This is a genomic window from Candidatus Methylopumilus universalis, from assembly GCF_006364435.1.
Classification (GTDB): Bacteria; Pseudomonadota; Gammaproteobacteria; order Burkholderiales; family Methylophilaceae; genus Methylopumilus; species Methylopumilus universalis.
Genome location: NZ_CP040977.1, coordinates 1,209,010 through 1,225,240, shown reverse-complemented (window position 1 = coordinate 1,225,240; position 16,231 = coordinate 1,209,010). Strand labels below are relative to the sequence as shown.

Annotated in this window: 18 protein-coding genes; 6 read left to right on the top strand and 12 right to left on the bottom strand. The window is 37.5% G+C overall.

Annotated features, from left to right (window positions below):
* Positions 1-14 precede the first annotated feature (14 nt).
* Together glnK and FIT70_RS06460 are read right to left on the bottom strand one after the other, a co-directional pair.
* The gene (glnK, locus tag FIT70_RS06465; protein WP_139931282.1) at positions 15-353 is read right to left on the bottom strand and encodes a P-II family nitrogen regulator; all 339 of its coding nucleotides are present in this window, start codon (positions 351-353) and stop codon (positions 15-17) included.
* A 72-nt stretch (positions 354-425) separates the two neighbouring features.
* Complete coding sequence (locus tag FIT70_RS06460) at positions 426-1,262, bottom strand: TorF family putative porin (protein WP_139931280.1); 837 nt, start codon at positions 1,260-1,262, stop codon at positions 426-428.
* Between the two features lie 209 nt (positions 1,263-1,471).
* On the opposite strand from FIT70_RS06460, the gene FIT70_RS06455 reads away from it, so the two are divergent.
* The 5 genes from FIT70_RS06455 (at position 1,472) to FIT70_RS06435 (ending at position 8,116) form a co-directional block, all read left to right on the top strand.
* Positions 1,472-1,708 carry an accessory factor UbiK family protein gene (locus FIT70_RS06455; RefSeq protein ID WP_139931278.1) on the top strand — a complete coding sequence of 79 codons (237 nt, stop codon included), beginning with the start codon at positions 1,472-1,474 and terminating at the stop codon, positions 1,706-1,708.
* Positions 1,709-1,788: 80 nt separating this feature from the next.
* The gene (metH, locus tag FIT70_RS06450) at positions 1,789-5,553 is read left to right on the top strand and encodes a methionine synthase (protein WP_420897682.1); all 3,765 of its coding nucleotides are present in this window, start codon (positions 1,789-1,791) and stop codon (positions 5,551-5,553) included.
* Positions 5,554-5,563: 10 nt separating this feature from the next.
* Positions 5,564-6,928, top strand: coding sequence for a UDP-N-acetylmuramate:L-alanyl-gamma-D-glutamyl-meso-diaminopimelate ligase (gene mpl / locus FIT70_RS06445; protein ID WP_139931274.1), 1,365 nt, complete (start codon positions 5,564-5,566; stop codon positions 6,926-6,928).
* 9 nt (positions 6,929-6,937) lie between these two features.
* Positions 6,938-7,807 (top strand): energy transducer TonB, encoded by an 870-nt coding sequence (locus tag FIT70_RS06440; RefSeq protein WP_189340852.1) that lies wholly within the window; start codon positions 6,938-6,940, stop codon positions 7,805-7,807.
* Positions 7,808-8,116 carry a (2Fe-2S) ferredoxin domain-containing protein gene (locus FIT70_RS06435; RefSeq protein WP_139884849.1) on the top strand — a complete coding sequence of 103 codons (309 nt, stop codon included), beginning with the start codon at positions 7,808-7,810 and terminating at the stop codon, positions 8,114-8,116.
* Here the strand turns inward: FIT70_RS06435 and FIT70_RS06430 are convergent.
* The 4 genes from FIT70_RS06430 to ispH are packed head-to-tail and all read right to left on the bottom strand — an operon-like array spanning position 8,108 to position 11,025.
* Positions 8,108-8,521: an HIT family protein gene (locus tag FIT70_RS06430; RefSeq protein WP_139931270.1), complete on the bottom strand. Its 414-nt coding sequence runs from the start codon at positions 8,519-8,521 to the stop codon at positions 8,108-8,110. The two genes, FIT70_RS06435 and FIT70_RS06430, sit on opposite strands and share 9 nt — an antisense overlap.
* Entirely contained in the window at positions 8,522-9,619 is a 1,098-nt protein-coding gene (nadA, locus tag FIT70_RS06425) for a quinolinate synthase NadA (RefSeq protein ID WP_139931268.1), read from the bottom strand. It abuts the gene before it with no gap.
* 12 nt (positions 9,620-9,631) lie between these two features.
* A complete protein-coding gene (gene nudB, locus FIT70_RS06420) occupies positions 9,632-10,081 on the bottom strand; it encodes a dihydroneopterin triphosphate diphosphatase (protein ID WP_139931267.1) in 450 nt (149 codons plus the stop codon).
* A 2-nt stretch (positions 10,082-10,083) separates the two neighbouring features.
* Complete coding sequence (ispH, locus tag FIT70_RS06415; protein ID WP_139931265.1) at positions 10,084-11,025, bottom strand: 4-hydroxy-3-methylbut-2-enyl diphosphate reductase; 942 nt, start codon at positions 11,023-11,025, stop codon at positions 10,084-10,086.
* A gap of 97 nt (positions 11,026-11,122) precedes the next feature.
* On the opposite strand from ispH, the gene purU reads away from it, so the two are divergent.
* Positions 11,123-11,977, top strand: coding sequence for a formyltetrahydrofolate deformylase (gene purU / locus FIT70_RS06410; protein WP_139874908.1), 855 nt, complete (start codon positions 11,123-11,125; stop codon positions 11,975-11,977).
* Here the strand turns inward: purU and lysA are convergent.
* The 6 genes from lysA to gshB are packed head-to-tail and all read right to left on the bottom strand — an operon-like array spanning position 11,974 to position 16,229.
* Positions 11,974-13,230, bottom strand: coding sequence for a diaminopimelate decarboxylase (gene lysA, locus FIT70_RS06405; protein WP_139931263.1), 1,257 nt, complete (start codon positions 13,228-13,230; stop codon positions 11,974-11,976). The genes purU and lysA overlap by 4 nt on opposite strands.
* Positions 13,231-13,233: 3 nt before the next feature.
* On the bottom strand, positions 13,234-13,362 hold the full coding sequence (gene lptM, locus FIT70_RS06935; RefSeq protein WP_223257730.1) for an LPS translocon maturation chaperone LptM: 129 nt from the start codon (positions 13,360-13,362) through the stop codon (positions 13,234-13,236).
* Between the two features lie 50 nt (positions 13,363-13,412).
* Positions 13,413-13,934: a Gx transporter family protein gene (locus FIT70_RS06400; RefSeq protein ID WP_139884837.1), complete on the bottom strand. Its 522-nt coding sequence runs from the start codon at positions 13,932-13,934 to the stop codon at positions 13,413-13,415.
* Complete coding sequence (locus FIT70_RS06395; RefSeq protein ID WP_189340851.1) at positions 13,915-14,289, bottom strand: NusG domain II-containing protein; 375 nt, start codon at positions 14,287-14,289, stop codon at positions 13,915-13,917. Before FIT70_RS06395 ends, FIT70_RS06400 begins: the two co-directional genes overlap by 20 nt.
* Positions 14,273-15,322 (bottom strand): FAD:protein FMN transferase, encoded by a 1,050-nt coding sequence (locus FIT70_RS06390; protein WP_223257729.1) that lies wholly within the window; start codon positions 15,320-15,322, stop codon positions 14,273-14,275. The genes FIT70_RS06395 and FIT70_RS06390 overlap by 17 nt, the downstream gene beginning before the upstream one ends.
* Positions 15,309-16,229 carry a glutathione synthase gene (gshB, locus tag FIT70_RS06385; RefSeq protein ID WP_139874904.1) on the bottom strand — a complete coding sequence of 307 codons (921 nt, stop codon included), beginning with the start codon at positions 16,227-16,229 and terminating at the stop codon, positions 15,309-15,311. The genes FIT70_RS06390 and gshB overlap by 14 nt, the downstream gene beginning before the upstream one ends.
* Between the last annotated feature and the right edge of the window lie 2 nt (positions 16,230-16,231).

Sequence of the window (16,231 nt, the reverse complement as noted above, 5' to 3'; positions counted from 1 at the left end):
TTTTATTCCTCTGATTAAAGAGCGTCCTCCCCGGCTTCACCGGTTCGTATGCGATAAACTTCTTCGAGTTCCATCACAAAAATTTTGCCGTCACCAATTTTGCCGGTGAGCGCTGACTTTTGAATCACTTCAACTGCACGTTTGAGTAATTTATTTGGGATGGCTGCTTCGATTTTTACTTTAGGTAAAAAATCGATGACATATTCGGCGCCGCGATAAAGTTCCGTATGGCCTTTTTGACGACCAAATCCTTTGACTTCGGTCACTGTGATTCCCTGAACTCCAATGGAGGAGAGAGCTTCACGAACTTCATCTAGCTTAAAAGGCTTGATGATTGCTGTTACAAATTTCATGTTAATTCCCCTTGAGGTTTAAAAAAATCAAGAAAGGGCCTTGGCCTTAGGCCCTTGTCTTAATTATTATTTTTAGAACGTTTTTTGTACAAATACTGTACCTGTGCTATCACCGATATTTTTGTTGGCATAAGTCCAGTTAGCCGCGGCATTAGCTGTACTTATATTAGTATCAGTATAGAAAGCACCGATATTTAAGCCACCGTCAAATCCTTTTGTAAGCCCAAGTTTCCAGTCCGTATAACTTGCATCTGGAGAAGCGCTATCTATTTTTGCCTGATTAAACTCCTGGCGACCCACATGGATTAGGGCTGTAAGGCCTGTATCTGCTAGAGGAATATTGGCGTTGAGCTCGGCATAATAAGTACCTCTTTCATCGTCACCACCGCTATTAACGTTATATTTTTTACCAAATCCCCAAGCGTCTTTCGAAACCACACCGGAGACTTTTGCTTGGAGCCAACCATACGATAATGCCCCATATAATTCTGTGGTATTCGCTTTATCATAGAGTTGATTATGAGCTCCAGGGTAATAGTATTGTAGAGCGCCTAAATCAATACCTATACCTTTAACGTCGGTTTTAAATCCGCCATAGATATCAATTTCCAGAGACCCACCAGATGAGTAAACACCACCATTAGTAACATAACCTTGGTTATCCCTTAACCAGCTCACGTTTGAAGCCCAGCCACCAATATAAAGACCGCTTTTATGGTTTACATCAAAACCACCTTGAAGCGCAGGTTTGTTATTTGTTTGGGTCAATCCACGGAAAATGTATTGACTAAAAAGTCCTACATTATATGAAGCCGTAAAATCAGATGCAGGTGCAGCGTCAGCTGCAAAAACAAATGAAGGCGCTGCAAGAGCTCCTAACACTGCTGTTGTAATAAGCGATTTACGCATTTTTAAAACTCCTTTAAGTAAAAATTTCCTGAAAATAATGTGATTAGTTATTTTTATATTCACACAATAATAAAAGCAATTTCCGTGCCAACTTACTTATTATATTAAAATCAATGAGTTAGTAAACATCACCATAGATAGCAAAGAGCTAATATGCACTTAATGTGGGTTTAAATCTGATAAACTCTTGAATCAAAAGGAAATTTATCATGCTAAATAATGAAAAATTAAACGAAATATCTAATAAAATCAGAGAGATAGTAAAGGATTCACCCATGCCTGACATCGAAAAGAATATCGATGCACTATTAAAGGGCATGTTCACTAAAATGGAGCTTGTCACCCGTGAAGAGTTTGATGTTCAAACGGAAGTTCTAAAACGTACGCGCCAAAAATTAGAAGAACTAGAAAAGAAACTATTCGAGATTGAAGCACGTAAAAAATAATGACCTTTTGGTTTCTTGCTACACTTTAGGCTATTAATAATGCCTAATACATCTCTAAAAATTCAATGCCACAGGACTTCATGACTGATCAAGAAAAAATACTGAGAAAACTCTTAGCCGAGCGTATTTTATTGCTGGATGGCGCAATGGGCACCATGATCCAACAACATAAACTTACCGAAGAAGATTACCGCGGTGGAGATGAGGGTCGTTTTGCAAAATTTTCAGGGCCAGAAGGTAAACGTGAATTATTTCTTAAAGGCAATAACGAGTTATTAAGCCTTACTCAACCTCAAATTATTCAAAGTATTCACGAAGCATACTTGGAAGCAGGCTCTGACATTATTGAAACGAATACTTTTGGTGCAACAGAAATAGCGCAAGATGATTATGCAATGTCAGATTTAGCATATGAAATGAACGTGGCGTCTGCCAAATTAGCGCGCCAAGCGGTAGACAAATTTTCAACGAAAGATAAACCAAGATTTGTAGCAGGGGCTGTTGGCCCTACACCCAAAACTGCATCGATCTCACCAGATGTAAACGATCCTGCAGCAAGGAACATTACATTTGAAGAATTAAAAAATAGTTATTTCAATCAAGTCAAAGCGTTGGTTGAAGGCGGCGTCGATATCCTTCTCGTCGAAACAATTTTTGATACCCTAAATTGCAAGGCAGCACTTTTTGCGATCGAAACCTATTTCGAAGAAAATAAAATGCGCTTACCTATTATGTTGTCAGGTACCGTGACTGATGCATCAGGCCGTATTTTATCTGGCCAAACAGTCGCAGCATTTTGGAATTCAGTTCGCCATGCAAAACCGATGACGATTGGTCTTAATTGTGCATTAGGGGCAGCGCTCATGAGGCCTTATGCAGAAGAATTGTCGAATATCGCAGATACCTACATTTGTATTTACCCGAATGCAGGCCTACCTAATCCGATGTCGGACACAGGTTTTGATGAGAAGCCTAAAGATACCTCATCTTTAATTAAAGAGTTCGCAACAAGTGGTTTTGTCAATATTGCAGGCGGTTGTTGTGGCACCACGCCTGAACATATCAGAGCCATTGCAGATGAAATAAAAAATATCAAACCTAGAGAAGTGCCAACCGTTGAAACAGTCACAAGACTTTCAGGTCTCGAATCCTTTTTAATTAAAGACGATTCATTATTTGTGAATGTGGGTGAGCGAACCAATGTGACAGGTTCAAAAGCATTTGCGAATTTAATCATTAACGAAAAATATGATGAAGCTTTATCAGTAGCGCGCCAGCAAGTTGAAAATGGAGCGCAAATTATTGATATCAATATGGATGAAGGTATGCTTGATGCTGTAAAAGCCATGAAGCATTTCTTAAATCTCGTCGCATCCGAACCAGATATTGCGCGTATCCCTATCATGATTGATTCATCGAAATGGGATGTCATTGAAGCAGGTCTTCAATGTGTTCAAGGCAAAGCGATTGTAAATTCAATTTCGTTAAAAGAAGGTGAAGCTGAATTTATTCGCCAAGCCACATTATGTCGACGATATGGTACAGCAGTGATCGTGATGGCTTTTGATGAAAAAGGACAAGCGGACACATTCGAAAGAAAAACAGAAATTTGTAAACGCGCCTATGACTTATTAATTTCAAAAATTAATTTTCCGCCCGAAGATATTATTTTCGACCCTAATATTTTTGCGATCGCAACAGGTATTGAAGAACATAATAATTACGCAGTAGATTTTATTAATGCCACAAGATGGATTAAAGAAAATCTCCCTCATGCAAAAATTTCAGGCGGTGTATCCAACGTCAGTTTCAGTTTTAGAGGGAATGATGCAGCTCGCGAAGCGATTCACACGGTTTTTTTATATCACGCGATCAAAGCTGGATTATCGATGGGGATTGTCAATGCAGGCATGATGGGTGTCTATGATGATCTTGATCCTGAACTTAAAGAGCGTGTCGAAGACGTTGTGCTTAATCGAAGAATTGATGCCACAGAAAGAATGATCGAAATTGCAGGGACTTTAAAAGGAAGTAAAAAAGAAGTTCAAACACTTAATTGGAGAGGCACAGAGACAGAGCCAATTACTGTCAATAAAAAACTTGCATATGCGTTGGTCCATGGTATTACAGATTTCATTGTAGAAGATACTGAAGAAGCAAGGTTGGAAGCCATGCAAAAAAATGGGCGACCGATTCATGTGATTGAAGGTCCCTTGATGGATGGTATGAATGTGGTGGGTGATTTGTTTGCACAAGGCAAAATGTTTTTACCTCAAGTGGTGAAATCAGCGCGCGTGATGAAACAAGCTGTAGCACATCTTGTTCCTTTTATCGAAGAAGAAAAAAAATTAGAAGAAAAAAGAACTGGTGTGGTCTCAAAACCTAAAGGCAAGATGCTTATTGCCACAGTTAAAGGTGATGTTCACGACATTGGTAAAAATATTGTGTCAGTCGTCTTGCAATGCAATAACTTTGAAGTCATTAATATGGGTGTGATGGTGCCGTGCTCTGAAATTTTAGAAATGGCTAAAAAAGAGAATGTCGATATTATTGGTTTGTCAGGACTCATTACACCATCATTAGAAGAAATGACACACGTTGCAAAAGAAATGCAGCGTGACCCTCATTTTAGAGGGTTAAAAACACCTCTTCTGATTGGTGGTGCGACAACCTCACGCGCGCATACAGCTGTTAAAATTGCGCCACATTATGATGGACCCGTGATTTATGTGCCTGATGCGTCGAGGTCTGTGGCTGTAATGCAATCTCTTTTGACACCTGAACAAAAAGATCAATATATTCTTGATATTGAAAAAGATTATGCGCGAGCACGAGATCAACATGCCAATAAAAAAGGCGTTAAATTATTATCGCTTGAAGCAGCAAGGCTCAATAATTCAAAACTTCAATTTGATAAAACGTATACACCTAAGGCCCCAAAATTTATAGGTAAACGTGTATTTAAAAATATTGATTTAAGCTTAATCGCACCCTATATCGATTGGAGTCCATTCTTTCAAACCTGGGATTTGGTTGGCTTTTATCCAGCGATTTTAAATGACCCTATTGTGGGGAAAAGTGCGACACAAGTTTTCAATGAAGCACAAACTATGCTCACAAAACTTATCAATAACCGAGCGCTCGTGGCTAATGGTGTGGTAGCTTTTTATCCAGCGAATAGTGTCGATGATGATATCGAAATTTATGAAGATGAGTCACGCACTAAAACTTTATTTACATACTATGGCTTAAGACAGCAATCTGAAAAACCCACAGTAAATAATGAACAAAAGCCCAATCAGTGCTTATCGGATTTTATTGCTCCTAAATCCTCAGGTATAAAAGATTACATCGGGGTGTTCGCAGTGACGAGTGGTTTAGGCATGGAAAAATATGAAAAAGAATTTAAAGATAAAAATGATGATTACAGTAGCATCATGTTTAAATCATTAGCTGACCGTTTAGCTGAAGCGTTTGCAGAATACATGCACGAGCGTGTTAGAAAGGATTTGTGGGGTTACGTGATAGATGAAAATATAGATAAAGAAGGTCTTATTAAAGAAGCTTATCAAGGTATTCGACCTGCACCTGGATACCCCGCATGCCCAGACCACACTGTTAAAAAAGATATTTTTACACATTTAAGATTAGATGAAATTGATATGCATCTGACCGATTCGTTTGCAATGTCACCTGCAGCTTCCGTATCAGGTTTTTATTTTGCACATCCAGATGCGCATTACTTTAGTGTCGACAAAATTGGGGATGACCAATTAAAAGATATGGCTAAGCGTCGAGATGTATCAGTTGAGTTCTTGAAAAAATGGTTAGCACCTAATTTATAAGAAAATAAAAATGCATATTCATATCTTAGGCATTTGTGGAACATTTATGGGTGGCTTGGCTTCCTTAGCAAAAGCTTCAGGTTATCGCGTGACGGGTTGCGATACGAATGTATACCCACCTATGAGTACCCAATTACAAAGTGTCGGTATTGAACTTATCGAAGGTTTTGATAAAAAACAAACTGAACTCAAGCCAGATCTTTATGTAATTGGTAATGTGGTGTCCCGTGGCAATCCTCTGATGGAAGAAATTATGAATCGAGGCTTGCCATATATATCAGGACCGCAATGGCTTTTCGAAGCCATTTTAAAAGACAAATGGGTACTTGCAGTTGCAGGGACGCATGGTAAAACGACAACATCATCGATGCTTGCATGGATTTTAGAATTTAATGGCTATGCACCCGGATTTCTTATTGGTGGGGTCCCACTCAACTTCGATGTTTCAGCACGTTTGCCACAAAAAAATGACTCGAATGAAACTTCACCTTTCTTTGTGATTGAAGCAGATGAATATGACACAGCTTTTTTTGATAAACGATCTAAGTTTGTTCATTACCATCCGAAGACTGCGATACTTAATAATCTTGAATATGATCACGCAGACATTTTTCCAGACCTTCATGCGATTGAAGCGCAATTTCATCATATGGTGCGTATGGTGCCCAGTATCGGACGTGTGATTATTAATGATGAAGAAGATAGTTTAAAAAGAGTCATGGGTAAAGGTTGTTGGTCTGAAAAAGCTTATATTGGAAGTCCACAAGGCTTATCCATTGGCAAGGTCAATCAAGATCAATCTTTTGAAGTCTTAAATCTTGCTAAATTGGTTGGCACTTTATCATGGGATCTCCTAGGTCATCATAATCGTATGAATGCATTAGCTGCGATTGCGGCATCGCACCATGTTGGTGTGACACTAGAAGATGCGATAGAGGCTTTGCAAACATTTAAAAATGTAAAACGTAGAATGGAATGTATTGGTATAAAAAACGGTATTACAATATATGATGATTTTGCGCATCATCCAGCAGCGATATCAACAACGCTTGCAGGATTAAGAGCTAAAGTAGGGAAAGCCAGAATCATAGCAGTCTTGGAGCCAAGATCTAATACAATGAAATTAGGCACAATGAAAAGTGCACTGCCTGAAAGTTTAAAAGATGCAGATCAAGTATTTTGTTATGGTGAAAAATTAACTTGGAATGCTGAAGAGGCTTTGGCTCCTATAAAAAATAAATCATTCGTAGGGCATGATATGAAAATTTTTGTAGATGCTATTTTAAAAGAGATAAAATCAGGCGATCATATTCTCGTCATGAGTAACGGCAGTTTCAATGGCATTCATCAAACCTTACTAAAGGGATTAGTTTAATTTATGACTATGGATGAAAGCATATACAAGAATAATATTCTTAAGCTTTCAATTCTCTTATCCTTTGTGCTGCATTTTCTAGCCATCCAGCTAATACATTTTAAACCTATTAAACCATTCAAGAACCAACTCTCCCAGATTGAAGTAGTTTTAACAAACTCTAAAGACAATCACCAAGAAGATGCAGACGTTTTAGCGCAAAGCAATTCAAATAAGGGTGGTAATACAGAAAAAGATGCCCATAAAAAAACACCACTACCAATGATCACTGAAAATAAAAACACATTTCAATTAAATAATCGTGGTGATCAGTCAGCTGTTGGTAAGGCTTCAAGCTCATCACAAGAAAAGATTGTAAAAAAAGATGCGCAAGTATTGAATGAGCCTAAAGCAGTGCAGCAGCCTAAAGAATCAAAAGTGATTAATAAATCGATAAGTAAAGAAGAGATCCTGGCAAGTGCAAGTGAAATTAGTGTATCAGACGCCGCTCTTTCAAATCAAATCTCTAATTTTGAGAAACAACCTAGACGAAAATATATTGGTGCTCGCACCAAAGAATATAAATATGCGCTTTATGCAGAAGCATGGAGACAAAAAGTAGAGACTTTAGGTAATATGAATTATCCAGAGGAAGCGCGCGAAAAAAAATTTTCAGGCCAACTAAGGATGACTGTATCTTTAAAGCCTGATGGAAGAATTGATAATATTGAGATTAATCAAAGTTCAGGATTTAAAATACTAGATGATGCTGCTAAAAGGATTGTGGAATTAGGCGCTCCCTATGCTACGTTTCCTGAAGATATTCGAAAAGAAGTGGATATACTGAGCATTACAAGAACATGGACTTTTACGAAAGACGACACCTTGTCATCCCAATAAATGAATTATTACAAACATCATATTTTCTTTTGTCTAAATCAGCGCGAGGATGGCGAAGCGTGTTGCTCGGACAAAGGGGCTGAAAATATGTTCATGTACATGAAATCAAAAATTAAATCATTTGATTTAAATGGTGAATCTAAAGTGAGAATTAACCGAGCAGGATGTTTTGATCGATGTGACGAGGGGCCTTTACTTGTCATTTATCCCGAAGCTACTTGGTATCGCTTTATAGATGAACAAGATATTGATGAAATTATCGAAAGCCACATTCAGCAAGGGAAAATAGTAACGCGCTTATTAGCTTAAGGATTGATTTAATAATTTAATAAGGTCTTCTTTTTCTTCGGGTGATATCGGTTGACGTAAACCTTCTCGTAGCTTTTCTCCCCAATGCGAATTTGGAAAGTGTGGATCCTCTTTAAAACGAGGAATGACATGCCAGTGAATATGCGGTGTTTTATTGCCTAAGCTTGCTAAGTTAATTTTTTCAGGATGAAAGATTTTTCTTAAAGCCCCTTCTACTTTAAATACACATCGCATGATTCTCAATTGCAGCGCCTCATCCAAATCTGTCATTTCTTTTATATGATGAATACATTCAACACGACAATAACCTCTGTAACTTTCATCGTCTATAAGGACGACGCGCAGCTTATCATCACTCCAGACAATTTCACCTTCAATAAGATTACAAATCGTGCATGACGTCATTTATGACACCTGAAGCATACGGTCGAGAGTAAGTTTAGCTAACTTCGCTTCATCTTCGGGCACCTTAATGATATTCACAGGCTCATTATTTACAATATTTTCTAAGCACCATGCAAGATGTTGAGGATCGATTCGTGCCATGGTTGAACATTCACAAATAACATGTGACATAAATTGCACAAGCTTATCTTCAGTTTTCATTTGATTTGCAAGGCGATTGACTAAATTAAGTTCAGTGCCTACTAACCATTTAGTAGCTCTGGGAGCTTCTGTGACAGTTTTTAAAATATATTCCGTCGACCCGACATAATCCGAATGAGCACAGACCTCAAAAGGACATTCAGGATGAGAGATGACTTTGCCATCCGGATGCTCTTGTCTAAAGCGCTCAATATTTTGGAGGCGAAACATTTGATGAACTGCACAATGACCTTTCCATAAAAAGATTTTAGCTTTTTTAATCTCTGCTTCAGTGAGTCCTCCAAGTGGGAGATCTGGATCCCAAACCGGCATCTCATCTAAAGGAATGCCCATTTTGTGACCACTCCAACGACCCAGATTCTGATCTGGAAAAAATAAAACTTTTTCCCGCTGTTTAAATGACCATTCAATAATTTTTGTTGCATTCGTTGAAGTGCATACAATGCCTCCATGTTCACCACAAAAAGCTTTAAGATCGGCTGCAGAATTAATATAAGTGACAGGAGTGACAACTTCGTCAAATGAAAGTACTTTTGAGAGCTCTCGGTAACTTCTTTCTACTTTGCTTAAATTGGCCATGTCTGCCATGGAGCAACCTGCTGCTAAGTCTGGGAGAATGGTAAGCTGATCAGGCCTTGATAAGATATTGGCGACTTCTGCCATGAAGTGCACGCCTAAAAATACAATATATTTAGCATCAAGCGACTCAACGATACGAGAAAGTTTAAGTGAGTCGCCTGTATAGTCTGCATGTCTATAAACCGATTCATGCTGATAGTGATGACCTAAGATGACTAAATTTTTACCAAGTTTATTTTTGGCTGCAATAATTCTTTGTTGGCAATCTTCATCGCTGATAGATTCAAACGTATTAAATTTAATTTGAGCGAGTTGCATAGACCATCTATTTTACAGTTTTAGTTGATGAATTTCGGCTAATTTTTTAATAGCTTCGACATTAGTCCAAGAGAAAACTTTATCCATGGCTTCTTTCCAATCTAACCATAGATATTGCACATGTTCGTCTGCTGATAATTGAATAGGTATCGCAGCTGGCACTTTAAGACCAAAAATATGTTCTGTATTGTGTGTGACATCAGGGGCATAACGATAACGCCAATGGGCATAAATTTCATAGACGTGAGATAAGTGCCAGTCTTCAAGTGAATGTTGATTTGTATGAATCCCAGTTTCTTCAAACACCTCTCTTGCTGCAGCCTCACTTGGCGTTTCATTTTCTTCCAAACTTCCTGTCACGGATTGCCAGAAGGCTTTCTTGTCAGCGCGCTCCATAAGAAGCACTTTAAAATCCTCTGTGTAAATTAATACAAGAGATGAAATGGGTTTTTTGAAAGACATATTTAAATCTTAGGCAATTTAAAAATAATACTTTCTTCGATACCTGGAAGTTCAGTGATAGAAGCTTTTGTAAGTGATTCAATTTTATTTACAATATTTTTAACACTTATCTCAGGTGCGGAAGCCCCAGCGGAAATACCAATATTTTTTTTATTAATTAGCCAAGATGATTGAAGTAAATCTTCATGATCGATCATATAGGATTCCACCCCCTCTCTGAGAGCTAGCTCTTTAAGGCGATTGGAATTAGAGCTGTTATTGGAGCCCACAATAATAATAAGATCACAAAGACTACTTATTTCTTTGACTGCATCTTGTCTATTTTGCGTGGCATAACAAATGTCATCACTTTTTGGCCCTTGAATATTTGGGAATTTTATTTTTAAAGTGTCGATTATTATTTTCGTATCGTCAATTGAAAGTGTCGTTTGAGTCACATAGGCAAGTTTATCCGGACGATCCACAATCAAACTTTTGATATCTTCAACGGTTTCGATTAAATACATCTTACGGTTTGACTGATGTTTTTCGATTTGACCCATCGTGCCTTCCACTTCAGGATGGCCTTTGTGTCCGACCATAACGATGTCCATACCTTGATTAAGCATTTTGTTTACTTCAACATGGACTTTGGTAACCAATGGGCAGGTCGCATCGATAGGAATAAGCTCACGTAACTTAGCTTCTTCACGAATAGCTTTTGAAATGCCATGCGCACTAAAAATCACATGCGCACCCTTCGGCACATCATTCAGATCTTCAATAAAAACAGCACCCTTTGTTTTTAAATCATTGATCACATATTGATTATGTACAACTTCGTGCCTTACATAGATAGGCTTGCCATATTGTATAAGAGCTTCTTCTACGATTTGAATGGCACGATCAACACCCGCACAAAAGCCACGGGGGTTGGCTAAAAGAATATTGATTTTATCTGTCATAGATTGATATTTTAGGGGTTTTGATATGGACAGCCTATTATTTTATTCCTGATTGTCCATGTATAATTCGTTTTATTCAAAATTGACACATAATCCTATGAAAAATTCAGCGACCTTATTAATTACTTGCCCAGATACTAAAGGTATTGTGGCAGCTATCGCAGATTTTTTATATCAACATAATGCAAATATTTTGCATGCCGACCAGCATCAAGATGCGGAAAATAGTCTTTTCCTTATGCGGGTTGAATGGGATCTAAAAGACTTTTCTTTAGATGAAGCTTCTTTTGCCGAAGCCTTTCAGGGTATCGCTAAAACATATAAGATGACATGGGAATTAAAGCTCTCCAAAGACAAGCCTCTTATGGCGATTATGGTGTCGCAATACGATCATTGTTTGGCAGATTTGCTTCATCGCCATAAGAATAACGAGCTTCAATGTGAAATTCCCCTCATTATTAGTAATCATTTAGACGCACAAAAACTCGCTGAATTTTATGGCATTCCCTTTTTTCATATCCCAGTTGAGAAAGATAAAAAGAAAGAAGCTGAAGCAGAACAATTTGCATTATTTGATAAATTTCAAGTCGATTTCATAGTGCTTGCTCGTTACATGCAAATCTTAAGCGAAGATTTTGTAAAACGTTACCCACAGCGCGTGATTAACATTCACCATTCTTTCTTGCCTGCTTTTATTGGTGCAAGGCCTTATCATCGAGCTTTTGAGCGAGGTGTTAAATTGATTGGGGCCACAAGCCACTATGTTACTGAGGTCTTAGATGAGGGTCCGATCATTGAGCAGGATATCGATCGTATCTCACATCGCGACCAAGTCGAAGATCTCATTCAAAAAGGTAGAGATTTAGAGCGTATCGTTTTATCTAAAGCTGTGCGATGGCACATAGAGAATCGCATTCTTATTTATGCGAATAAAACCGTTATTTTTGATTAAAGCGGTAGCTTCTTTTCGAGCTTAAATAAGTCACTCGATTTTTCACGTGTTCTAATTTCATAAAGCTTATCTTGATCCACCATGACTTCAGCAGCGCGTCCACGTGAATTGTAGTTTGAACTCATACTCATGCCATAAGCTCCAGCCGACATTATGCAAATGAGATCATTTTCTTTTAATTTTAATAATCGATTTTTTGCAATAAAGTCGCCACTTTCACATACGGGACCTACGACATCAAACGATTGCGTCTTCGCATCATGTTCGCGAACTACTTTAATTTCATGATAAGCATCATATAAGGTAGGTCGCATGAGATCATTCATGGCCGCATCAATGATGGCAAAGTGTTTGATATCATTTTGTTTTAAATATTCCACTTTAGATAAAAGCACACCTGCATTACCGACAAGTGCTCGACCAGGTTCGAAAATAATTTTGATATTAAGGTCTTTAATCTTATTTAAGATTTCTTTTGTATAGATTTCAAAGTCGGGCGGGGATTCATCTTGGTAGCAAATACCAATGCCACCACCAATATCGATATGACTTAAATGAATATTATTTTTTTTAAGTTGATCTACAAGAGTAAGCACTCGATCCATTGAATCCACAAAAGGTTTTAGTTCTGTAATTTGTGAACCAATATGACAATCAATACCTTTGATATTAATATGACTCATACTTTTTGCTTCAAGGTATAGCGAGAGTGCTTGATTAAAATCGACACCAAATTTGTTGTCTTTTAGTCCAGTTGAAATATAGGGGTGAGTTTTGGCATCGACATCAGGATTTACTCGGATAGAGATAGGTGCTTTGATATTTATTTTTTCTGCAACTCCTTGAATGCGCATAAGCTCGCTTCGAGATTCCACATTGAAACATAATATATTGGCTTTTAAAGCAGCTGAAATTTCAGACTCCGTTTTGCCCACACCTGAAAATACAATTTTTTGTGGATCGCCGCCGGCAAATATGGCACGCTCAAGTTCGCCACCTGACACAATATCAAATCCTGCTCCTAGTCCGGCAAAGAGATTAAGAATCGCAATATTAGAATTAGATTTCACTGCAAAACATATAAGGTGATCCGTCTTAAGAAGCCCTTTTTTAAAAGACTCAAAGGTTTGAATGAGTGTATTTTTCGAATAAATATAAGTGGGTGTACTAAATTGCTTTGCAATGGATTCAAGAGAAACGCCTTCTGCAAAAAGCACACCATGGTCAGAATGAATGAATGACGTTTTGCCCATTATTTATTTTTTCTCAGGCGCTGTATCTTGCGGATATTTTTGTTCAGGGATATATAAGCCTCCTTTGGTACCGCATCCTACTAAGTTAAGAAGTAATAAAGCGCTTATGTAAATACATAGATATTTTTTCATGATGTCTATACCTTTTTTGACTTTGTTTATTTTAGCATTATCTTGAAGTGTTATATGGAATTGTGCTGTTTAAGTAATCGATAGGTAATCCAACCGTTGATGCATCCAAATAAAAGTGCAGCCGCACTATAGATAGGAATTAAATAATAGATACTGGCATGAGGGATAAGCCATAAACGAACAAGCATAAGCTGACCTGCAATATGTGCAAAAGAAGATAGGACGGATAGACCTATGGGGCTAAAAAATTTAGATGGTAATTTAATTGCAAAATATAAAGTCAAAAGACTCAACATTGATCCGGTCAAACTCAGCATAAAGGTAGGACTTAAAAATTGACCTAATATAAGGCTTGTGGCAAAGACCCTTAGGATACTCACCCACATGGCTGTTTTAAAATTAAAGCGATAGATAGCATAAAGCGTGATGATGTTAGCTATACCAGGCTTTACTCCTGGCATGGGGGATGGCAATACCGATTCAATTAGGCTTAGACCTATGGCAATCGCACTTAATTGCGCAATTTGATGATCTAGTAATGTCGTTTTGATTTTAATAATTGAGCGAGTCATAAGCTTTCGTTTTACCTAAAATTTCAATGCTCACTTCATTAGGAATACAAATCAACATTTGCCCTGTGAAACTAATCCAGCCTTGTTGAATACAATATTGATTTTTACATGGAGCCGATTTAAAACGAGCCCGACCATTTTTAATTTCAATTATACTTTCACCCTCATGGCCAATCAGGCTAATTTTTTTATCTTGAAATAGACTAAAGTTTCCATATGTTTTTCCTTGAAAATTTACTTGAACGACACTCCCTGTTTCAAAATGCCAGAAAGTCTTAAAAGCGAAAATTATAAAGATAAGACTTACCAATACAATAAGGCTGTCACCAAGAAAAAATTTAGAGGGTAATTTCAATTTGATTATTCTTTTGGGTAAGGGGATTTAAAAATTGAATTTTATCTGCCATTGTTTTAGTCATCGATATGTGTTTTTCTTCAATAATTAAGTAGTGATAGATCCCAAGTTTTTTTGCCATATCCCTTCTATTTTCTTTCTTGCTGATAAAAAGCGGCTTAGATAAAACGTCGGATAAAGTTCCGGCACTTTGTGACGGCTCGATCAGCACAGTTACAGAATAGATGCCTTCGACTGGATATCCTGTCAAGGGGTTAATAAGATGGCAATAGCGCTTCCCATCATTTATAAAATATCTTTGATAGTCGCCTGATGTCCCAATAGCCCATCCGTCTGGCAAATCAACTTTTGCTATCGCTTGTGCTCCTCTAGGATCTTGTATGCCAACACGCCACGGTTTACTGCCATGTTGACCAATTGCCATAATATTCCCACCAATATTGATAAGTGCGTTTTTAATATGATGCTCACGGATAATTTTACTTGCACGATCAAGCGCATAACCTTTTGCATATCCACCGAGATCAATTTTGACGTAAGAATTTGAGCTCTTGATAGTTGTGCCTGAAATGTGAAGCTGGCTTAGAGAAGGACTTCTTTCAACGAGACTTTTTATTTTTGATTCATTTGGATAGATTGGAGTAAATTCATCCTGATGAAATCCCCAATAATTGATGAGTTCGCCTATTGCTGGATTAAAGAGATGATTAGAAGTGACTTCGAGCTCTCTCGCATTTTTTATAATCTCAATAAGTTCTGAAGAGGCGTTTCTATAAGACTTATTTTTTGAAATAGATTCATTGAGATCGGTAAGATCACTTTTTTTCCAAGCATGAAGAGAGTTATGAAGTCTTGTAAATTCTTCTAGAACTAGTTTGGCGGCCTCTTCTGCTTTCTCTTCTTTTTCACCGTAAATAGAAATGTCTACAATAGTTCCAAATACATAATGCTTAGATTGGTATAAGGAGGGTTGAGAGCAAGACTGAAGAAAAGAAAAACCTACAAGAATAAAAAAAAACTTAATGAAGCGCATTGATAATAAGTTCTGCAGGATTTTGCTTTGTCTGTTCAAAAAGTTCAACGATACCGGTTGGGCTTGTCACATTAATTTCTGTTAAAAAATTACCAATGACATCAATGCCTACAAAATGAAGACCTTCACTCAATAGCTTTTTGCCTACGATCGAAGCAATTTCCATATCTCTTTCTGCCAGAGCCTGTGCGACACCTTGGCCCCCTGATGCCAAATTGCCCCGCGTTTCGCCCTCCATGGGAATGCGAGCCAACGCATAGGGAAAAGGTTTTCCTTCAATAATAATAATACGTTTATCACCTAATTTAATTTCTGGAATATATTGCTGGGCCATTATCATTTGATGGCCATGATTGGTCATAATCTCTAAAATTACATTAAGATTTTTTTCAAATTCACTGACGCGGAAAATATTTTTTCCGCCCATACCATCAAGTGGCTTCAAAATGATGTCGCCATGATCTTTAAAAAATTGTTTCACAATTTCTGGATTGGCTGTGACTAAAGTTTTAGGTATGAGCTCGTCAAACTGAAGTATAGATATTTTTTCATTCCAACTTCTGATAGAAGAAGGTTTATTAAATACTTTCACATTTGATTTTTCGGCAATATCTAATAAGAAAGTCGTATGAAGATAAGCTTGGTCAACTGGCGGATCTTTTCTCATAAAGAGCGCATTAAAAAATGAAATAGGATATGTTTCATAAGTTTTTGCATGATTCGGAAAAATATTTACTTCAAAACGATGCGTTCTACAAAACAATTGGTTGGCATCTATATATAAGTCATGTTGCAAACAAAAATAAACTTCATGATTTTGTTTAATGGCCTCTTTCATTAAGGCAAAGGTCGAATCCTTTTTTAAATGTAAGGAATGAGGCGGGTCGATTATAAAGAGAATAGGCATAA

Bases quoted from the DNA above. Each gene is read 5' to 3' on its own strand.
- glnK (WP_139931282.1), bottom strand. From the start codon at position 353: ATGAAATTTGTAACAGCAATCATCAAGCCTTTTAAGCTAGATGAAGTT.
- FIT70_RS06460 (WP_139931280.1), bottom strand. From the start codon at position 1,262: ATGCGTAAATCGCTTATTACAACAGCAGTGTTAGGAGCTCTTGCAGCG.
- FIT70_RS06455 (WP_139931278.1), top strand. From the start codon at position 1,472: ATGCTAAATAATGAAAAATTAAACGAAATATCTAATAAAATCAGAGAG.
- metH (WP_420897682.1), top strand. From the start codon at position 1,789: ATGACTGATCAAGAAAAAATACTGAGAAAACTCTTAGCCGAGCGTATT.
- mpl (WP_139931274.1), top strand. From the start codon at position 5,564: ATGCATATTCATATCTTAGGCATTTGTGGAACATTTATGGGTGGCTTG.
- FIT70_RS06440 (WP_189340852.1), top strand. From the start codon at position 6,938: ATGGATGAAAGCATATACAAGAATAATATTCTTAAGCTTTCAATTCTC.
- FIT70_RS06435 (WP_139884849.1), top strand. From the start codon at position 7,808: ATGAATTATTACAAACATCATATTTTCTTTTGTCTAAATCAGCGCGAG.
- FIT70_RS06430 (WP_139931270.1), bottom strand. From the start codon at position 8,521: ATGACGTCATGCACGATTTGTAATCTTATTGAAGGTGAAATTGTCTGG.
- nadA (WP_139931268.1), bottom strand. From the start codon at position 9,619: ATGCAACTCGCTCAAATTAAATTTAATACGTTTGAATCTATCAGCGAT.
- nudB (WP_139931267.1), bottom strand. From the start codon at position 10,081: ATGTCTTTCAAAAAACCCATTTCATCTCTTGTATTAATTTACACAGAG.
- ispH (WP_139931265.1), bottom strand. From the start codon at position 11,025: ATGACAGATAAAATCAATATTCTTTTAGCCAACCCCCGTGGCTTTTGT.
- purU (WP_139874908.1), top strand. From the start codon at position 11,123: ATGAAAAATTCAGCGACCTTATTAATTACTTGCCCAGATACTAAAGGT.
- lysA (WP_139931263.1), bottom strand. From the start codon at position 13,230: ATGGGCAAAACGTCATTCATTCATTCTGACCATGGTGTGCTTTTTGCA.
- lptM (WP_223257730.1), bottom strand. From the start codon at position 13,362: ATGAAAAAATATCTATGTATTTACATAAGCGCTTTATTACTTCTTAAC.
- FIT70_RS06400 (WP_139884837.1), bottom strand. From the start codon at position 13,934: ATGACTCGCTCAATTATTAAAATCAAAACGACATTACTAGATCATCAA.
- FIT70_RS06390 (WP_223257729.1), bottom strand. From the start codon at position 15,322: ATGCGCTTCATTAAGTTTTTTTTTATTCTTGTAGGTTTTTCTTTTCTT.
- gshB (WP_139874904.1), bottom strand. From the start codon at position 16,229: ATGCCTATTCTCTTTATAATCGACCCGCCTCATTCCTTACATTTAAAA.